Here is a 16,016-nt window from a genome sequence, read left to right as displayed (position 1 = left end):
GATCAACATGATGGGTCTGCCATCCCGAAGCGCGAGCCGCGAACGCGCCGCCATGACCAGTACCGAGCCGCTGCGGCTCGACCGCAGGTCGCAACTGGACCGTCTGGGCAGCGAGGCGTTCGACATCCTCATCGTCGGCGGCGGGGTCACCGGCGCCTATGCGGCGCTGGACGCCAGCCTGCGCGGCTACCGCGTGGCGCTGGTCGAGAAGAACGATTTCGCCTCGGGCACCTCGTCCAAGTCGTCGAAGATGGTGCACGGCGGGCTGCGCTACATCGAGCAGGGCAACCTGAGCCTGGTGCGCCATTCGCTGCTCGAGCGCCAGCGCCTGCGCCGCAACGCGCGCCACCTCGTGCAGCGCCTGCCGTTCCTGTTCCCCGTGATGGAGCGCGACGGCGTGTTCGACAAGCGGCTCGCCAAAGCCTTCGAAAGCCTGCTGTGGACGTACGACCTGGCCGGCGGCTGGCGCGAGGGCATCCTGCACCAGAAGCTGAGCAAGGCCGAGGTCCTGTCGCACTGCCCCACCTTCAACCCCGAGCACCTGACCGGCGGCTTCCTGTATTTCGATGCGCGCGTCGATGATGCGCGACTGACGCTGAACATCGCGCGCACCGCCGCCTTCCATGGCGCGGCCGTGGCCAACCACGCGCAGGTCATGGAGATCACGCGCGACGGCCACGGCAAGGTCGACGGCGCCATCGTTCACGCCGGCGAGCAGGAAATCCGCGTGCGTGCGGGCGTGGTCATCATGGCCACCGGCGTCTGGCTGCGCGACTGGACCGGCCGCAAGCGCGGCGAACAGAAGACGCTGCACATCCGCCCCGCCAAGGGCGTGCACGTGGCCATTCCCTGGCTCAAGATCCGCAACGACTGCACGGTGACGATTCCCGTGCCCGGACGCAGCCGCCGCGCCACCATCACGCGCTGGGGCAACGTGTCCTACCTCGGGACCACCGACGAGGACTACGAAGGCGACCTCGACAACGTGATGTGCACCCGCCAGGAACTCGACTTCCTGCTCGAAGGGGCGCGTTCGGCGCTGAAGACAGACCTTCAGCCCGAGGACGTGGTGGGCAGCATCGCCGGATGCCGGCCGCTGGTGGCGCCACCGGGCGGCAAGACGCTTGAAATCAAGCGCAACCACGAGATCCATATCGCCGATGACGGGCTGGTGACCATCGTCGGCGGCAAGCTGACCACCTCGCGCCATATGGCCGAGCAGACCATCGACGCCGCGCAGCGCGTCATCGGCAAGCGCGGCAAGTGCCGCACCAAGAGCGCCTACCTGCTCGGCGCCGCCGGCTACGACGCGCAGGCCATCGTGGCGTCGGGCGGGATGTCGGCACACCTGGGCGAACGGTACGGCACGGAGGCGCGCTTTGTCAGCGACATCCTCCAGGCCGATGCCACGCTTGCGCGGCCCATTGTCGATGGCCTGCCCCACACCGAAGCGGAAGTCGTCTACGCGGTGCGCCACGAGCTGGCCGGCACCGTGGATGACGTGCTGTCGCGCCGCATGCGTGCCCGCCTGATGGCGCGCGATGCCTCCGCCCACGCCGCGCCGCGCGTGGGCCAGATCCTCCAGGCCGAACTCGGGTTGTCCGAGTCGGCCGTCGCCCGGCAGGTCAGCGACTACCTGGCCGCCGTGGCTCTCGAAAAATCCGTCCTCATGGGAGAAGCAGCATGATCAGCAAGGAAGCCATCAAGCGCGGTTACAACCGTGGCAACTACGTCGTGGGCGCGCATACGCCGCCGGGCTACGCAGCCACCATCACCGAGACCCCGGACGCCCCCGGCCTGCAGCGCGACGCCCTGCCGCTCAGCGACGCCACGCTGGCCGCGCTGCGCCTGGTGGCCGATGCCGTCCTGACCAGCACCGGCGATGTGGTGACGTGGACGCGCGACTGGTGGGCGGGCTCGATGATGACCGAGACCGGCGGAAAGCCCGCCACGCCGCGCGGCGTGATCGTGCGCGTGTCCACCGTCGAGCAGGTGCAGGCCGTGATGCGCATCGCCCACGCCAGCGCCGTGCCGGTCACGGTGTCCGCCGGTCGCAGCAACGTGACCGGCGCCGCACTGCCGGTACGCGGCGGCATCGTGCTCGACGTCTGCGAGCTGAACAAGCTGCTCGGCTTCGACAAGAACAGCCAGATCGTGGAAGTCGAGGCCGGCATGTTCGGCGACATCTTCGAGCAGACCATCCAGCAGGAATACGGCATGACGATGGGCCACTGGCCGTCGTCGTACGCCATCAGCACCGTGGGCGGCTGGGTCGCCTGCCGGGGCGCGGGGCAGCTCTCCACGCGCTACGGCAAGATCGAGGACATGGTCTTCGGCATGGACGTAGTGCTGGCCGATGGCCGCCTCATCACCGTGGGCGGCTACTCGCGCGCGGCGCTGGGGCCGGACCTGCAGCAGCTGTTCATCGGCTCGGAAGGCACGCTGGGTGTAATCGTCCGCGTGCGGCTCAAGCTGCACCGCCTGCCCGACTACGGCCGCGCCATCGCCTATGGCTTCAAGAGCTTCGCCATCGGCCTGGAGGCGTGCCGCGAGATCATGCAGCGCGGCGCCAACCCGGCGGCGCTGCGGCTCTATGACGCCCTGGAGAGCGGCGTGCAGTTCGGCCTGCCCGACACCAACGTACTGCTGGTGGCCGACGAAGGCGCCCAGGATATGGTCGATGCCGTGATGGCGATCAGCGAGCGGGTCTGCGTGGAATTGGGCGACAAGCTCGATGACAAGGCCATCTTCGAACGCTGGCTCGATACGCGCTACCTGACCGGCAAGAGCGCCGAAGGCTTCAAGCGCAGCCCCGGCTTCGTGGCCGATACGCTCGAGATGTCCGGGCCGTGGGCCGACCTGCCCGCGATCTACGACGACGTGGTGGCCGCCATCAACGCGGTGCCGGGCACGCTGGCCGGCTCCGCGCACCAGTCGCACGCCTACGTGGACGGCGCCTGCCTGTACTTCTCGCTGCGGGGCGAGGTTGCGGTGGAAGACCGCCAGACGTGGTATCGCGCCGCCTGGGATGCCGCCAACGCGGTGCTGATCCAATACAATGCGGCCCTCAGCCACCATCACGGCATCGGGCTGCTGCGCGCGCCGTATATGGCATCGTCGCTGGACACCGCGTTCCCGGTGCTGGTGGCGGTCAAGCAGGCGCTGGATCCGCAGAACATCCTCAACCCCGGGAAGCTCGGCCTGAGCGACGTGCTTTCCCACGAAGCGAAGTAACCCCATGGACAGGTCCCTCGGCGCCCGCCTGACGCGCCACCCGGTCATCGCCACGCTCTACGGCGCGGAGCAGGTCGATGCGTTTGTCGACAGCGAGGCCGAAGTCTCGATCGTGGCCAACGTGGAGCTGCGCAAGCTGCAGCCCGTGATTGCCACGCTGACCCGCGCCGGCAAGTACGTCATCGTCAACATCGATAGCTGCGAAGGGCTGTCGCAGGACAAGGGTGGCGTGGATTACCTGGCGGACATCGGGGTGACCAGTCTGGTGTCCACGCGCGTGGCCACCATCCAGCGCGCCAACCGCGCCGGCATGGTGACGATGCAGAAGGTCTTCGTGACCGACCGCTCGACGTGGCCACGCAGCGTGAAGGCACTGGAGCAGAGCGACCCCAACCTGGTGCAGCTGATGCCGGCGCCAATGCTGTCCCACCTGCCCGAGGCGGACCGCAAGGCGCTGCCGCCCATCGTCACGTCTGGCTTTGTCTGCAACGAGGCCGATATCCGCAGCGCGCTCGCGCATGGCGCGGTGGCGGTCTCGACCAGCGACCGCAAGCTCTGGAATCTGGAAGGGAAAAAGCTGAAGTCCTAGGTCCTACAGCTGCGAGGCCAGCAGCGAACTCAACCCATCGGCCAGCTTTTCGCGCCACGGCCGGTTGGACCATGCTTCCAGCGATACCGGCCGGGACCGGGCCAGGTCGTCCTCGAATATCCGCGTCTGTTCCGCCGCGAAGTCCCGATCGAGGATATTGAGCGTGGCCTCGTCGTTCAGGCGGAAGGAGCGATTGTCGAAGTTGGTCGAGCCGACCGACACCAGGAAGCCGTCCACGATCATCACCTTGCAGTGGTACATCGTGGGCGCGTACTMGGCGATCAGCGCGCCGGCCGCCAGCGGCTCGCCCCATTGGGCCCGCGACGCCGAGCGAGAGGTTTCCGAGTCGATATGCTCGCCCGGCACGATGATGCGAACCTTGACGCCCCGCTTGAGCGCGGCCAACAGCGCCTTCCGCGTCAGGTCGTCTGGCACGAAGTACGCCGCCGACAAGTCGATGGTGCGCGTGGCGGCGGTGATGGCGAGCAGGTACATCAGCGCCATGTTCTCGCTCCCGCCGGTGGGGGAGCTGCTGAACATCTGCGCCATGCCCTTGCCCACGTCCGGCAGCGCCGGGAAATACCCCGGGCCGTGGGGCACTTCGCCGCTTACCTTGATCCAGTTGTCGAGAAAGACCGACTGCATCTGGGCCACCACCGGGCCTTCGACCTGGAAGTGCGTGTCGCGCCAGTGCTGGGGATCCTGGGCGTGGCCGGTCCATTCCGGCGCAATGCCCACGCCGCCGGTGAAACCGATCCTGCCATCGACGATCAGGAGCTTCCTGTGCGTCCGGTTGTTGAGCTTGCCGAGCGTGTACCAGTGAACCGGGTGATAGCGCTGCAACGCCACACCGGCTTTCGACATGATGTCCAGCACGGCGGCGTCCACCTTCTGGCTGCCCACCCAATCCAGCAGGACGTGCACCTTCACGCCCGCCTGCGCCCGCTCGGCCAGCGCCTGCGCGAAGGCCCGGCCAATGTCGCCGGACCAGTAGATATATGACTCGAAGGTAATCGTCCGCTGCGCCGCGCGAATGGCGCCCAGCATCGCGGGGAAGATCTCGTCGCCATTCCTCAGCACGCGGTAGGCGTTGCCGCCGACCACTGGCGGACCGAGCAGGACGCTCAGTTCCCGGGAAAACTGCGGGTCCTCGGTCGCATAGAGCCGTTCCAGCCGATGCTCGATGCGCTTCTCCGCGCCGAACAGGTTGTAGGCCACCAAGCCGAAGAGCGCGGTAAGGATGACGGCAAGCAGCACATACCACGTGGTCCGGGCCCTTCCATGAGCGTGGCGCATCGGCTGGCTTCCTCTTATCGGTGAGACGGCGCTTTTCGAACATGAAGTGTGAACGAGTTTTGGGCGATTGCAGCCCCGGATGTGTGGCCGATCGCCAACGGCCCCTCCTTGCAAATGCGAATCACTATCATTTATACTCCGCCGCTTCGCCTGATTCGTCTTTTGCCGTCATCCTGGCCGTGCTGCGCGACCCCGCCCATCCCCCGTTGTTTGCTGCATTGCTGCGCCATTACGACGAATTGGTCGATCACGTCCGCCGCCGCTTTGGCGACCGCCACTTTGCCCGCGACGTGCTCCAGGACGTCTGCGTCCAGTTGCTCGAACGGCCGCCCGCCGGCGAGGTGGCCCAGCCGCTCGCCTTCCTCCGGCACGTCTCCACCCATCGCGCGATTGACCGTTACCGCGCCGAATCCACCCGCCAGACCCATGCCGATGCCTGGCAGGCCGACGCCGCCGGCATCGCCGTATCGAGCCCGGACGTCGCCGAGGCCATCGCCCACCGTCAGGCCGTAGACCGGCTCGAGCAGTGCATTGCCGCCCTGCCGCCACGCTGCCAGGAGGTGTTTATCCTGCATCGGCTCCATGAGCTGCCGCAGCAGGACGTGGCGCTACGATTGGGCATCTCGCGGGGCATGGTGGCGCGCCATATGGCCCGGGCCATGGCACTATTGGCGCCTGAACTGCAAGCCCTGGGCGCCCCGCCGCGCCCGGAAACTGCCGCGCCGGCCCCGTCATCGTGAGGACCCCTCCCCTGCCCATGCCCGATTCCCGCACGCCGCCGGGCGACCCGCTGTCTCCCTACCAGCAGGCGCTGCGCGAGCGATTTCCGTCCGTGGAAGCCATCACGGCCGCCGCCACTGCGCGCCGCCGCAGGCAACACCGTGTGCGCGCCGGTGCCGCCGCCGCGCTGGTGGTGCTGGCCGCCGGCACGTGGCTGGCCGATCCCGCCTATCGCACCGAGTCCCTGAGCGCCGAGGCCGGGCCGCGCACCGTTCGACTGGCCGATGGCAGCCGCGTCACGCTGGACCAGCACACCCGCCTGACCGTGCAGTGGCGCCTGCGCACCCGCGCACTGGCGCTGGATGCGGGCGAAGCGGTGTTCACCGTGGCCCATGGCCCGCGTGCGTTCCTCGTCACGGCGGGCCAGACCCGGGTGCGCGACATCGGCACGGTGTTCGACGTCCAGCGGCTGCCGCAGCGCACGCGCGTGGTGGTGCTGGAAGGCGCGGTGGAAGTCGAGGCCGGTGGCCACGTGCGGCAGCTGCGCGCCAGCCAGCGCGTGGACGTAGCACCGGACGGCCAGCCCGGCGACACCGTGACCGTGGACGCCGAGCGCGCCCTGGCCTGGCAGCGCGGCAAGTTCTCGTTCGATGGGGCGACGCTGGCCGACGCCATCGCCGAGATGCAGCCGCACTCGCGGCACGCCCTCGTCATCGACGATCCACGCGTGGCCCAACTGCGGCTGTCCGGCGAATTCGACCGCGACCAGGTGGCGGCCATCCTGCAGTTGCTGCCGGGCATCCTGCCGGTAACGGTGCGCCAGGCGGCCGACGGCACCGTGCATCTGGGCGCGCGGCAACGGTCCTGATGACTAACTGAGCCTCATCTGAAATTTTTTTTCGCGTGGAGGTGTACAAACACGCGGCGGCGCACGGCAACTCCATGAACAGGCCGAATGGATCGGCCCGCCATCAGGAGCTTTCGTGATTTTCACCGTTCGACGCCGGCCTGCCGCCCGCGCCTCCCGCCTTGCCGTGCGGCCGTTTGCGGCGCTGGTTCCCCTGCTCGCGGCGATGCTCGCCGCCGGCGCGATTGCACAGGGCGTGGCCCGCCCCATCGACATTCCCGCCCAGCCGCTGGCCCAGTCGCTGGCCGCGCTGGCGCGTCAGTCCGACACCCAGATCCTGTTTGCCACGACCCTGGCCGATGGCCTGCGCGCCCCGGCCGTGCGCGGCACGCTGACCGTGGAAGACGCCCTCGCCCGCATGCTCGCCGGCTCCGGCCTCCATGTGGTCAGCAACGGGCCGCGCACCTTTACCGTGGTCCAGGCGCCCGCCGACGCCAGCGCCGGCGCCGCCACGTTGCCGCTGATCACGGTACGGGCCGATGTCGCGGACCTCTCGGCCAATGCCGATGGCGTGGTGCCCCGCCGCGCGAGCGGCGCCAAGACCAACACGCCGCTGATCGACGTTCCGCAGACCATCAACGTGGTCACGCGCGAGCAGATGGACGAACAAGGCGTGCAGAGCGTGATGCAGGCGCTGCAATACACGCCCGGCGTGGTCAACCAGTATGGCGACACCGACCTGCGCTACGACTGGCTGGCCGTGCGCGGGTTCGTGCCGCTGCGCTACCTGGACGGCCTGCGCCTGCCCTACGGCGCGCGCGGCTATTCGCAGCCCCGCATCGACCCCTACACGCTGGAGAGCATCGAGGTGCTCAAAGGGCCCGCGTCGGTCCTCTACGGGCAAAGCTCCCCGGGCGGGCTGCTGAACATGGTCAGCAAACTGCCGCAGGCGCAGACCTCGCGCGAGGTGGTCTTGCAGGCCGGTAGCCACGACCGCCTGCAGGGCGCGTTCGACCTGACCGGCCCGATCGATGAAGACGGCAAGCTGCTGTATCGCGTGGTGGGGCTGGCCCGCGACACCAACACCGAAATCGACTATATCGACGAGCGCCGCGTGCTGGTGGCGCCCAGCCTGACGTGGCGGCCCAGCACGGACACCTCGCTGACGCTGATGGCGCAGTACCAGAAGATTCGCTCGGACGGCGGCGGCGCGCCGCCTGCCCTGCCCGCCGCCGGCACGCTGCTGCCCAACCCGAACGGCAGCATCCCGACCAACCGCTTTATCGGCGAGCCCGCCTACGACAAGTTCGAGAGCGAGCAGATGATGTTCGGCTACAAGTTCGCGCATCGCGCCAACGAGACGTGGCAGTTCCGCCAGAGCGCGCGCTACAGCTATATCGATACCGATACGCAGCGCGTGCAGGGGCTGTCCATGAATCCGGACCTGCGCACGGAAAACCGCTACGGCTGGGCGTTCCCGGAGCGCAGCGGCGTGTTCTCGATCGACAATCAGGCGGAGGCGAGCTTCCGCACCGGGCCCGTCCAGCACACCCTGCTGCTGGGGGTGGACTACCAGTACGAGGACGCGCGCTACGAGGAATCGCAACTCGTAGCGGTGCGCGCGCTCGACGTGTTCAACCCGGTGTACGGCGCCCCCATCACCCGGCCGCCGCTGGGCACGCGCGTGGACCAGTCCCGCCACCAGGTGGGCGGCTATGTGCAGGACAGCCTCGCCATCGACCGCTGGACCTTTCTGCTGAGCGGCCGCTACGACTGGGCCGGCAGCAACACCGACACCCTGACCGCCCAGACCGGCAACACGCTGAACACACGCCAGAGCGACAATGCCTTCACGGGCCGCACCGGCGTGGTCTACCAGTTCGACAGCGGCTTCGCGCCCTACGCCAGCTTTGCCACGTCGTTCCAGCCGCAGGCGGGCACGGGGCGCACCGGCACGCCGTTCGAGCCGACGCGCGGGCGCCAGACCGAGGTGGGCGTGAAATTCCAGCCCAAGGGGGCCAATGCCTTCGTTACGCTGTCCGCCTTCGACCTGCGCCAGACCAACGTGCTCACGCCCGATCCGCTGAACACCAACTTCAATACCCAGAATGGCGAAGCGCGCGTGCGCGGCATCGAACTCGAAGGCAAGGCCAGCCTGACGCGCGGGCTGGACGTCGTAGCGTCCTATGCCTACTCCGACACCGAGGTCACCAAGGCCAACGCCAATGCACGCGGCGTGACCACGCTGGGCAACGCGCTGCCCTTCGTGCCGGAGCACCAGGCGTCCCTGTGGATGTACTACACGTTCCACGACACCCTGTTCCAGGGTCTGGGGCTGGGCGCCGGCGTGCGCTATATCGGCCGGTCGTACGGCGATGCGGCCAATGTGTATCGCGTGCCGGCCGCCACGCTGTTCGACGCCGCGTTGAGCTATGACCTCGGCAAGTCGTTCCTGCAACTGCGCGGCGTGCGCGTGGCGATCAACGCGACGAACTTGTTCGATCGTCGCTACATCAGCACATGCATTTCGGCCACGGGCTGCTATTTCGGCAGCCGCCGCACGGTGCTGGGGACCGTGAGCTACAAGTTCTGAGGACAGCCGCCGCGCCGGTGCCGCCGCCCGCCGGCAGGACACCGCCGCGGCCGCGTGCAGGCCCAGAACCCCAGCGCCGCGAGGCTGACCAGCGCGCCCAGCGCGCAAACCCCGCCCCAGCCCGCCACCGCGTAGGCCGCCGAGGTACCGAAGGCGCCCAGCGCGCTGCCCACCGCGTAGAACAGCATGTAGACGCCCACCAGCCGGCCCTGGGCGTCCGGCTGGGTATTGAGGATCAGGCTCTGGTTGGTCACGTGTAGCGCCTGCCCGCCGAGGTCGAGCAGCAGGATGCCGGGCACCAGCGCCCACAGCGAATGCGTCATGCCGGCCAGCGGCAGCCACGCCGCGATCAGGCACAGGAGCGCCAGCAGCGTGGTGCGCTCACCCAACCCGCGATCCACCTGCCGTCCCGCCCCGGCGCCCGCCAGCGCGCCAAGCGCCCCCACCAGCCCGAACGCACCGATAGCCGTATGCGAGAACGCATAGGGCGGCGCGCTCAGCGGCAGCACCAGCGCGCTCCAGAAGATGTTGAACGCCGCGAACATCAGCAACGCCAGCATGCCGCGCACCTGCAGGACCCGGTTATGGCGCAGTAGCCCGAACATCGATCCAAGCAGCGCCGGGTAGCCGATGCGCTCGGCGGCGGCCGGCAGGCTGGGCAGCCGCGCCCAGAGCCCCACCGCGAGCAACAGCATGGCGCCGGCCGAGCCGAAGTACACCGCGCGCCATCCGGCCAGGTCGCTGACGGCGCCGGCCACCACGCGGGCCAGCAGCAGGCCGAGGAAKACGCCGCTCTGGGCCGCCCCGACCACGCGGCCACGTTCGTCCGGCGGCGCGGCGGCTGCGGCGTAGGCGATCAGTCCCTGCGTCATGGCAGTGCCGAGCATGCCGGTCAGGCACATCGCGCCGAACAGGCCAACCGTGGAGGACGACAAACCCACCGCCGCCAGCGCAACCACCAGACCCAGCGCCTGCGCCAGCATCAGGCGGCGCCGCGCGAAGACATCGCCCAATGGCACCAGCAGCAACAGGGCCAAGGCACTGGCGACCTGCGTGGCGGTGACCACGCCACCAATCGCAAACGCCGGAATGCCGAAGTCGCGCGCCAGCGCGTCCAGCAGCGGCTGGGCGTAATAGACATTGGCCACGCTCAGGCCGCTGGCGCAGGCAAACAGCAGCATCAGGCTCCGACGCATACGCAATCCCCTCCCATGACTGGATCCAACTGGTTGCAAATTAAAACCAGTTGAAGGCTAGCGGAAGTGGTTTTAAAATGCAACCACTTAAGGCGATCGAAGGACGATGAGATGCGGGATGACAATCCGGCCGAAGCCGAAGCCTGTCCGGTGGCAAGAAGCGTCAATGTGATTGGCGACCGCTGGTCGCTGCTGATCGTGCGCGATGCCTTCGACGGCATGCGCCGCTTCAGCGATTTCCAGCGCAACCTGGGCATGGCGCGCAATGTGCTGGCCGACCGGCTGCGCCGGTTGGTGGAGGCCGGCATCCTCGACCTCCAACCCGCCTCCGACGGCAGCGCCTATCAGGAATACGTGCTCACGCCCCAGGGCGAGGAACTCTTCCCCGTGGTGGTGGCGCTGCGGCAATGGGCCGAGAGCCATCTGTTCGCGCAGGGGGAGCCGCACTCGGATCTGGTGGAGCGGACATCGGGCAAGCCGATTCCGCGCATGCTGCCGCTCGCCCACGATGGCAGCGCGCTGACGCCCCAAGATGCCGAAGTACGGAAGCTGGCCGGCCGCTAGTCGTGCGGGAAATACCCCTCCAGGAACCGTTCGAGCGATCGCAACATCTCCTGTTCGGCCGCCTCGGCATCGCCCCGCGCGAAATGCGCCATGAATCGGCGCCGCGACGCGAAGATTTCCTCGCTCTCGTACGTGCCGATCCGCAGGATGAACTCCACCAGTAGCGAAATCAGGCCGTCCATGAAGACGACCAGGATTGGGTTGCCGGCGATGCGCGCCAGCATCTTGTGGAACTCGTGGTTCAGCGTGAACCGCTTCTCGAATTCGCCGGCGGCCATTGCTGCCTCGGCGGCGTCGATATTGCGATAGAGCCGGGCCACGTCGTCTTCGGTCGCCAGCCGGCAGGCTTCGCGCACGATGGCCGGCTCGATCGAGATATGGGCCTGGATCAGCTGGCGCGGCGTAATGCCGCCGAGCCGGTAGAGATCCATCAAGCCCTCGATCACCACCGAGCCATCGGCGCGGGTAATGAAGATCCCGCCATGCGCACCCTTCTTGGTCTCGACAAGCCCGGACTGCTCGAGCGAACGCACGGCCTCCCGAAGGGTATTGCGCGACACCCCGAGTTCCGCCGCGAGCTGCCGCTCCGCCGGCAGGCGCGTGCCCGGCTTCAGCCGTCCCCCGGCGATTTCCTTGCGGATCTGGTTCGCGATTTCATCCGCCGCGCGCCGGACCGCAATCGGGCGAAATGACGTCTGCGCCTCATCGTCAGGATTTACCCGAGGATMATGTTTTGTAATMATCGTTTGCCGATAGAATGGTTCAACCATTAAGCCATTATGGCACGCCAATGATAAGGCCAACGGAGACGACGATGACGAAAACGCACCTGCCTACGAAAACCCCCTCCCCGCGGCGCGCTTTGCTGGCGGCCACGGGCGCCCTGCTGGCGGCGACGCTGCTCACCGGCACCGCGCACGCCCAGCGGGACGCCGCGTATCCGACGCAGCCGGTCAAGCTGGTGGTGGTCTACCAGGCGGGCGGTGCGAACGACATCGTGGCCCGCGTCCTGGCGGACCGCATGACCCGCGCGCTCGGCCAGTCGGTGATGGTGGTGAACAAGCCGGGCGCCTCGGGGGCCATCGGCGCGCAGTTCGTGGCGGGCAGCCCGCCAGACGGCTACACCGTGCTGATGGGCGGCGCGCCGCTCGTGGTCGCCCGCGCGCTATATAAGAATCCTCCCGTGGACTTCGAGAAGAGCTTTTCCCCGGTCGGCAAGGCGGTCAACCTCAATCTGGTGCTGGTCGCCCGCAAGTCCTATCCGGCCGACACCTTCAAGCAGGCCATGGACCTGGAGAAGAAGCAGCCGGGCAGCTCCACCATGGCCGTCACGGCCGGCGTCTTCGAGCTGTACTACGCGCGCCTCAACCGGCTCGCCAACACCCGCATCGTCAAGGTGCCCTACAACGGCGTGCCCGCCGCGATGAACGACATCCAGGGCGACCGCGTGGACATGCTGATCGACACCGTGGCCGCGCAGAAGCCGTTTATCGCCAGCGGCGCCACCAAGCCGCTCGCGGTGTTCGGCCCGAAGCGGCTGCCCTCGCTTCCCGATGTACCCACGATGGCGGAACTCGGCCTCAAGGGCTTCGATGACCAGTCCTACGTCGGCATGCTGGTGCCGAAGGGCACGCCCGACGGCGTGGTGCGCAAGCTCAACGGCGCGCTGAACACCGCGCTGGCCGACCCGGACGTCAAGACGCGCCTGGAGAAGCTGGACTTCGGCGTGGAAGGCAGCACCCCGGAGGCGTTCTTCAAGGAGATGAAGTCCGATTCCGACCGCTTCGCCGAGCTTGCCGACGCGACCCACATTGAAAAGCAGTAAGGAGTTGAACATGCGGGACACAGGACCACTCTACGGGCACGCCACCATCGCCGCGCTGTACCGTTCGGCATTCAAGGCGTTTGCGGACCGCGAGGCGCTGGTCGGGCAGGACATCCGCCTGACCTACGGCGAACTCGAGGCCCGCAGCCACCAGATCGCGCGATATTTCCTGTCGATCGGCCTGCGCCGTCAGGATGGCATCGCCATGCTGGCCGGCAATCGGGTCGATGCGATGGCCGCCATCATCGCCGCGCAGTTGCTTGGCTTGCGCTACACGGCGCTGCACCCGCTCGGCTCCGCCGACGATCAGGCTTTCGTGCTCCGCGATGCCGGCATCCGGGCGCTGGTGATCGACACGCCCCGGCACGGCGAGCGCGGCGCCGCGCTGGCCAGCCTCGGCATCGTCGAGCATGTGCTGACGCTGGGCCCGGCGGCGTTTGGCGTCGATCTGGCGGCGGCCTCCGCCGGCATGGACGCCAGCGACATCCCGCTCGACGTCCAGCCCGACGATATCTTCAAGATTGCCTACACCGGCGGCACCACGGGCAAGTCCAAGGGCGTGGTCCAGCCTCACCGGACCGCCGTCACGATGATCCTGCAGCAGCTAGCCTGCTGGGAGTGGCCCGACGACGCGCGATTCCTGGCCACGACGCCCATTTCCCACGCCGCGGGCGCCCTGATCCTGCCCACCTTCCTGCGGGGCGGCACGGTGGTTTTTCTGGACAAATACGATCCGCTGGCCTTCCTCGAAGCCGTCGCCCGCCACCGCATCACCTGTACCTTCCTGGTGCCGAGCCAGATCTACGGCCTGCTCGATTTCCCGGGGCTGGCGGACCACGACCTGTCCAGCCTGCACCGCATCTGGTACGGCGCCGCGCCCATCGCGCCGGCCCGGCTGGCCGAGGCGATCGGGCGGATCGGCCGGATTTTCGGCCAGATCTACGGCCAGGCCGAGGCGCCGATGACGGTCACGTACCTGCGCGCGGACGAGCACGACCCCGCCCGCCCCCATCTGATGGGCTCCTGCGGGCGCCCCATCCCGGGCAACGACGTGCGCCTGCTGGACACACAACTGCAGGAAGTGCCGCCCGGCGAGATCGGCGAACTGTGCGTACGGGGGCCGCTGGTGATGTCGGGCTACCTGAACCGGCCCGAGGAAACCGCCAAGACGCTMGCGGGGGACTGGCTCCATACCGGCGACATGGCGCGCCGCGACGCGGCCGGCTACCTGTATCTGGTCGACCGGGCCAAGGACATGATCATCTCGGGCGGCTTCAACGTCTATTCGAGCGAGGTCGAGAACTGCCTGGCCGCGCACCCGGCCGTCGCCATGTCGGCGGTGATTGGCGTGCCGCACGCCAAGTGGGGCGAAGCCGTGACCGCGCTGGTCGTGCTCAAGCCGGACGCGTCCGTCACCGAGCAGGCCCTGATCGACTACGTCACCGAGCGCAAGGGCGTGGTGTGCGCGCCGAAGTCGGTCTCGTTCGAGACCGAGCTTCCGCACACCTCGCTCGGCAAGCTCGACAAGAAGACCCTGCGGGCCCGCTACTGGAGCGGGCAGGACCGTCAGGTCAGTTAATCGACGCAGACAACAGACCCTCTGGAGACCCGCATGCAGCAAGCTTTCATCATCGACGCCATCCGCACGCCCATGGGCCGCGCCAAACCGGGCGCCGCCTTTGCCGACGTCCATCCCGCCGAACTGCTGGCGCAGCTCCTGAAAGGGCTGGTCGAACGCAACCGGCTGGACCCGGGCATGGTGGACGACGTCATCACCGGCTGCGTCAGCCAGGTGGGCGAGCAGTCCGCCACGCCCGGCCGCGTGGCCTGGCTGGCCGCCGGCTTCCCGGAGCACGTGCCGTCGACCACCATCGACCGCAAGTGCGGCTCCAGCCAGCAGGCCATCCATTTCGCCGCGCAGGGGATCATGGCCGGCGCCTACGACATCGTGATCGCCTGCGGCGTGGAGTCGATGAGCCGCGTGCCGATGGGCACGGCGCGCATGGGGCAAGACCCCTATGGCCCCTCGTTCGCCAAGCGCTACGCGCCCGGGCTGGTGTCGCAAGGCGTGGCGGCCGAGCTGATGGCCAGCCGGGGGGCGCTCTCGCGCGAGGCACTCGACACGTATTCGGCGGAATCCCACCGCCGCGCCCAGCTCGCCCGGGAACAGGGCGCGTTCCGGCGCGAGATTTTTCCGATCGTCACCTCGCGCGGCGTGGTGGAAGTCGACGAGACCATCCGGCCGGACACCTCGCCCGCCAGCCTCGGCACCTTGAAGCCGGCCTTCCGCACCGACGAACTGGCCGCGCGCTTCCCCGAAGTCGGTTGGCACATCACGGCCGGCAATTCCTCGCAGATGACGGACGGTGCCTCGGCGCTGCTGCTGATGAGCGAGCGCATGGCATCCCGGCTMGGCTGCAACGCGCGCGCCCGCTTCGCCGGCTTCGACGTCTGTGGCGATAGCCCGATGCTGATGCTGACCGCCCCCATCCCCGCCAGCCAGCGCGTCCTCAAGAAGAGCGGCCTGACGATGGCAGACATGTCTCATTGCGAAGTCAATGAGGCGTTTGCGCCCGTGCCGATGATCTGGCAGCGTGAACTCGGCGCCGACCCCGCCCTGCTCAACCCGCGCGGCGGCGCGATCTCCCTCGGGCACCCGCTGGGCGCCTCCGGCGCGCGCATCATGACCACCATGCTGCATGCGCTGGAAGACAACAAGGGCCGCTACGGCCTCCAGGCGATCTGCGAAGCCGGCGGCATGGCCAACGCCACCATCATCGAACGGCTCTGAGTGCCAATCAACGGCCGCCCGGCCGGCATGCGCGCGCCCCCGGCGCCGCATGCTTAATCTGCGCTTAAGGTTCCCCGCCTAAGCTGCACCCCTGCCCGCCACCCGGCGTGGCCTGACGCATTCCCCTGTTTACCGCCTTACCTCCATGCCTGGCGCGCGTGCGGACCGCGGTCGTCCCGCAAGCCGCTTCCCCAGAAATCGTCCCCTATGAAAGTCACAATTATCGGTAGCGGCTATGTCGGCCTGGTCACCGGCGCCTGTCTGGCGGAACTCGGCAATTCGGTGTTCTGTCTCGATGTGGACGAACGCAAGATCGCCATGCTCAACGCGGGCGGCGTGCCGATCTATGAGCCGTGAGCCG

Annotated in this window: 13 protein-coding genes and 1 pseudogene; 11 read left to right on the top strand and 3 right to left on the bottom strand. The window is 68.2% G+C overall.

The genetic code is table 11. The features are described 5' to 3' along the window. The first annotated feature begins 7 nt into the window (after positions 1-7). From AC1EJR_RS18755 to AC1EJR_RS18745, 3 genes are read left to right on the top strand one after another with little or no spacing between them, the layout of a single operon-like run. The gene (locus AC1EJR_RS18755) at positions 8-1,687 is read left to right on the top strand and encodes a glycerol-3-phosphate dehydrogenase/oxidase (RefSeq protein WP_454757734.1); all 1,680 of its coding nucleotides are present in this window, start codon (positions 8-10) and stop codon (positions 1,685-1,687) included. Beyond that, on the top strand, positions 1,684-3,234 hold the full coding sequence (locus AC1EJR_RS18750; protein ID WP_441593494.1) for an FAD-binding oxidoreductase: 1,551 nt from the start codon (positions 1,684-1,686) through the stop codon (positions 3,232-3,234). Before AC1EJR_RS18755 ends, AC1EJR_RS18750 begins: the two co-directional genes overlap by 4 nt. Before the next feature lie 4 nt (positions 3,235-3,238). Continuing rightward, positions 3,239-3,823 (top strand): glycerol-3-phosphate responsive antiterminator, encoded by a 585-nt coding sequence (locus tag AC1EJR_RS18745; protein ID WP_441593495.1) that lies wholly within the window; start codon positions 3,239-3,241, stop codon positions 3,821-3,823. 3 nt (positions 3,824-3,826) lie between these two features. Here AC1EJR_RS18745 and AC1EJR_RS18740 read toward each other — a convergent pair whose 3' ends face one another. Beyond that, on the bottom strand, positions 3,827-5,119 hold the full coding sequence (locus tag AC1EJR_RS18740) for a phospholipase D-like domain-containing protein (protein WP_477147384.1): 1,293 nt from the start codon (positions 5,117-5,119) through the stop codon (positions 3,827-3,829). A 179-nt stretch (positions 5,120-5,298) separates the two neighbouring features. On the opposite strand from AC1EJR_RS18740, the gene AC1EJR_RS18735 reads away from it, so the two are divergent. The 3 genes from AC1EJR_RS18735 (at position 5,299) to AC1EJR_RS18725 (ending at position 9,279) form a co-directional block, all read left to right on the top strand. Then, entirely contained in the window at positions 5,299-5,859 is a 561-nt protein-coding gene (locus AC1EJR_RS18735; RefSeq protein WP_092299538.1) for an RNA polymerase sigma factor, read from the top strand. 17 nt (positions 5,860-5,876) lie between these two features. Then, positions 5,877-6,707, top strand: a complete 831-nt coding sequence (locus AC1EJR_RS18730; RefSeq protein ID WP_477113540.1) for a FecR family protein — start codon at positions 5,877-5,879, stop codon at positions 6,705-6,707. Positions 6,708-6,822: 115 nt separating this feature from the next. Then, positions 6,823-9,279 carry a TonB-dependent siderophore receptor gene (locus AC1EJR_RS18725; RefSeq protein WP_477113539.1) on the top strand — a complete coding sequence of 819 codons (2,457 nt, stop codon included), beginning with the start codon at positions 6,823-6,825 and terminating at the stop codon, positions 9,277-9,279. On the opposite strand, the gene AC1EJR_RS18720 is transcribed toward AC1EJR_RS18725, so the two are convergent. Beyond that, the gene (locus AC1EJR_RS18720) at positions 9,267-10,475 is read right to left on the bottom strand and encodes an MFS transporter (protein WP_477147383.1); all 1,209 of its coding nucleotides are present in this window, start codon (positions 10,473-10,475) and stop codon (positions 9,267-9,269) included. The two genes, AC1EJR_RS18725 and AC1EJR_RS18720, sit on opposite strands and share 13 nt — an antisense overlap. A gap of 111 nt (positions 10,476-10,586) precedes the next feature. Between AC1EJR_RS18720 and AC1EJR_RS18715 the strand changes: the two genes are divergently transcribed. Continuing rightward, a complete protein-coding gene (locus AC1EJR_RS18715) occupies positions 10,587-11,039 on the top strand; it encodes a winged helix-turn-helix transcriptional regulator (RefSeq protein ID WP_477147382.1) in 453 nt (150 codons plus the stop codon). Here AC1EJR_RS18715 and AC1EJR_RS18710 read toward each other — a convergent pair. Next, entirely contained in the window at positions 11,036-11,809 is a 774-nt protein-coding gene (locus AC1EJR_RS18710; RefSeq protein ID WP_477147381.1) for a FadR/GntR family transcriptional regulator, read from the bottom strand. The two genes, AC1EJR_RS18715 and AC1EJR_RS18710, sit on opposite strands and share 4 nt — an antisense overlap. A gap of 44 nt (positions 11,810-11,853) precedes the next feature. Between AC1EJR_RS18710 and AC1EJR_RS18705 the strand changes: the two genes are divergently transcribed. The 4 genes and pseudogenes from AC1EJR_RS18705 to AC1EJR_RS18690 form a co-directional block, all read left to right on the top strand. Then, on the top strand, positions 11,854-12,864 hold the full coding sequence (locus tag AC1EJR_RS18705) for a Bug family tripartite tricarboxylate transporter substrate binding protein (RefSeq protein ID WP_477108200.1): 1,011 nt from the start codon (positions 11,854-11,856) through the stop codon (positions 12,862-12,864). Between the two features lie 10 nt (positions 12,865-12,874). After that, the gene (locus AC1EJR_RS18700; protein WP_477108201.1) at positions 12,875-14,443 is read left to right on the top strand and encodes an AMP-binding protein; all 1,569 of its coding nucleotides are present in this window, start codon (positions 12,875-12,877) and stop codon (positions 14,441-14,443) included. Between the two features lie 33 nt (positions 14,444-14,476). Next, a complete protein-coding gene (locus tag AC1EJR_RS18695) occupies positions 14,477-15,655 on the top strand; it encodes a thiolase family protein (protein WP_092299517.1) in 1,179 nt (392 codons plus the stop codon). 207 nt (positions 15,656-15,862) lie between these two features. Next, positions 15,863-16,009 (top strand): annotated as a pseudogene (locus tag AC1EJR_RS18690) (UDP-glucose 6-dehydrogenase); the annotation flags it as partial. Between the last annotated feature and the right edge of the window lie 7 nt (positions 16,010-16,016).

The sequence above is a fragment of the Cupriavidus sp. 05T42 genome (assembly GCF_056396345.1).
The sequence above is the reverse complement of the archived record's forward strand: the minus strand, read 5'-3'. Positions and strand labels throughout refer to the sequence as shown.

Coding starts and splice junctions, on each gene's coding strand:
- AC1EJR_RS18730 (WP_477113540.1), top strand. CDS start 5,877: ATGCCCGATTCCCGCACGCCGCCGGGCGACCCGCTGTCTCCCTACCAG.
- AC1EJR_RS18750 (WP_441593494.1), top strand. CDS start 1,684: ATGATCAGCAAGGAAGCCATCAAGCGCGGTTACAACCGTGGCAACTAC.
- AC1EJR_RS18745 (WP_441593495.1), top strand. CDS start 3,239: ATGGACAGGTCCCTCGGCGCCCGCCTGACGCGCCACCCGGTCATCGCC.
- AC1EJR_RS18755 (WP_454757734.1), top strand. CDS start 8: ATGATGGGTCTGCCATCCCGAAGCGCGAGCCGCGAACGCGCCGCCATG.
- AC1EJR_RS18715 (WP_477147382.1), top strand. CDS start 10,587: ATGCGGGATGACAATCCGGCCGAAGCCGAAGCCTGTCCGGTGGCAAGA.
- AC1EJR_RS18705 (WP_477108200.1), top strand. CDS start 11,854: ATGACGAAAACGCACCTGCCTACGAAAACCCCCTCCCCGCGGCGCGCT.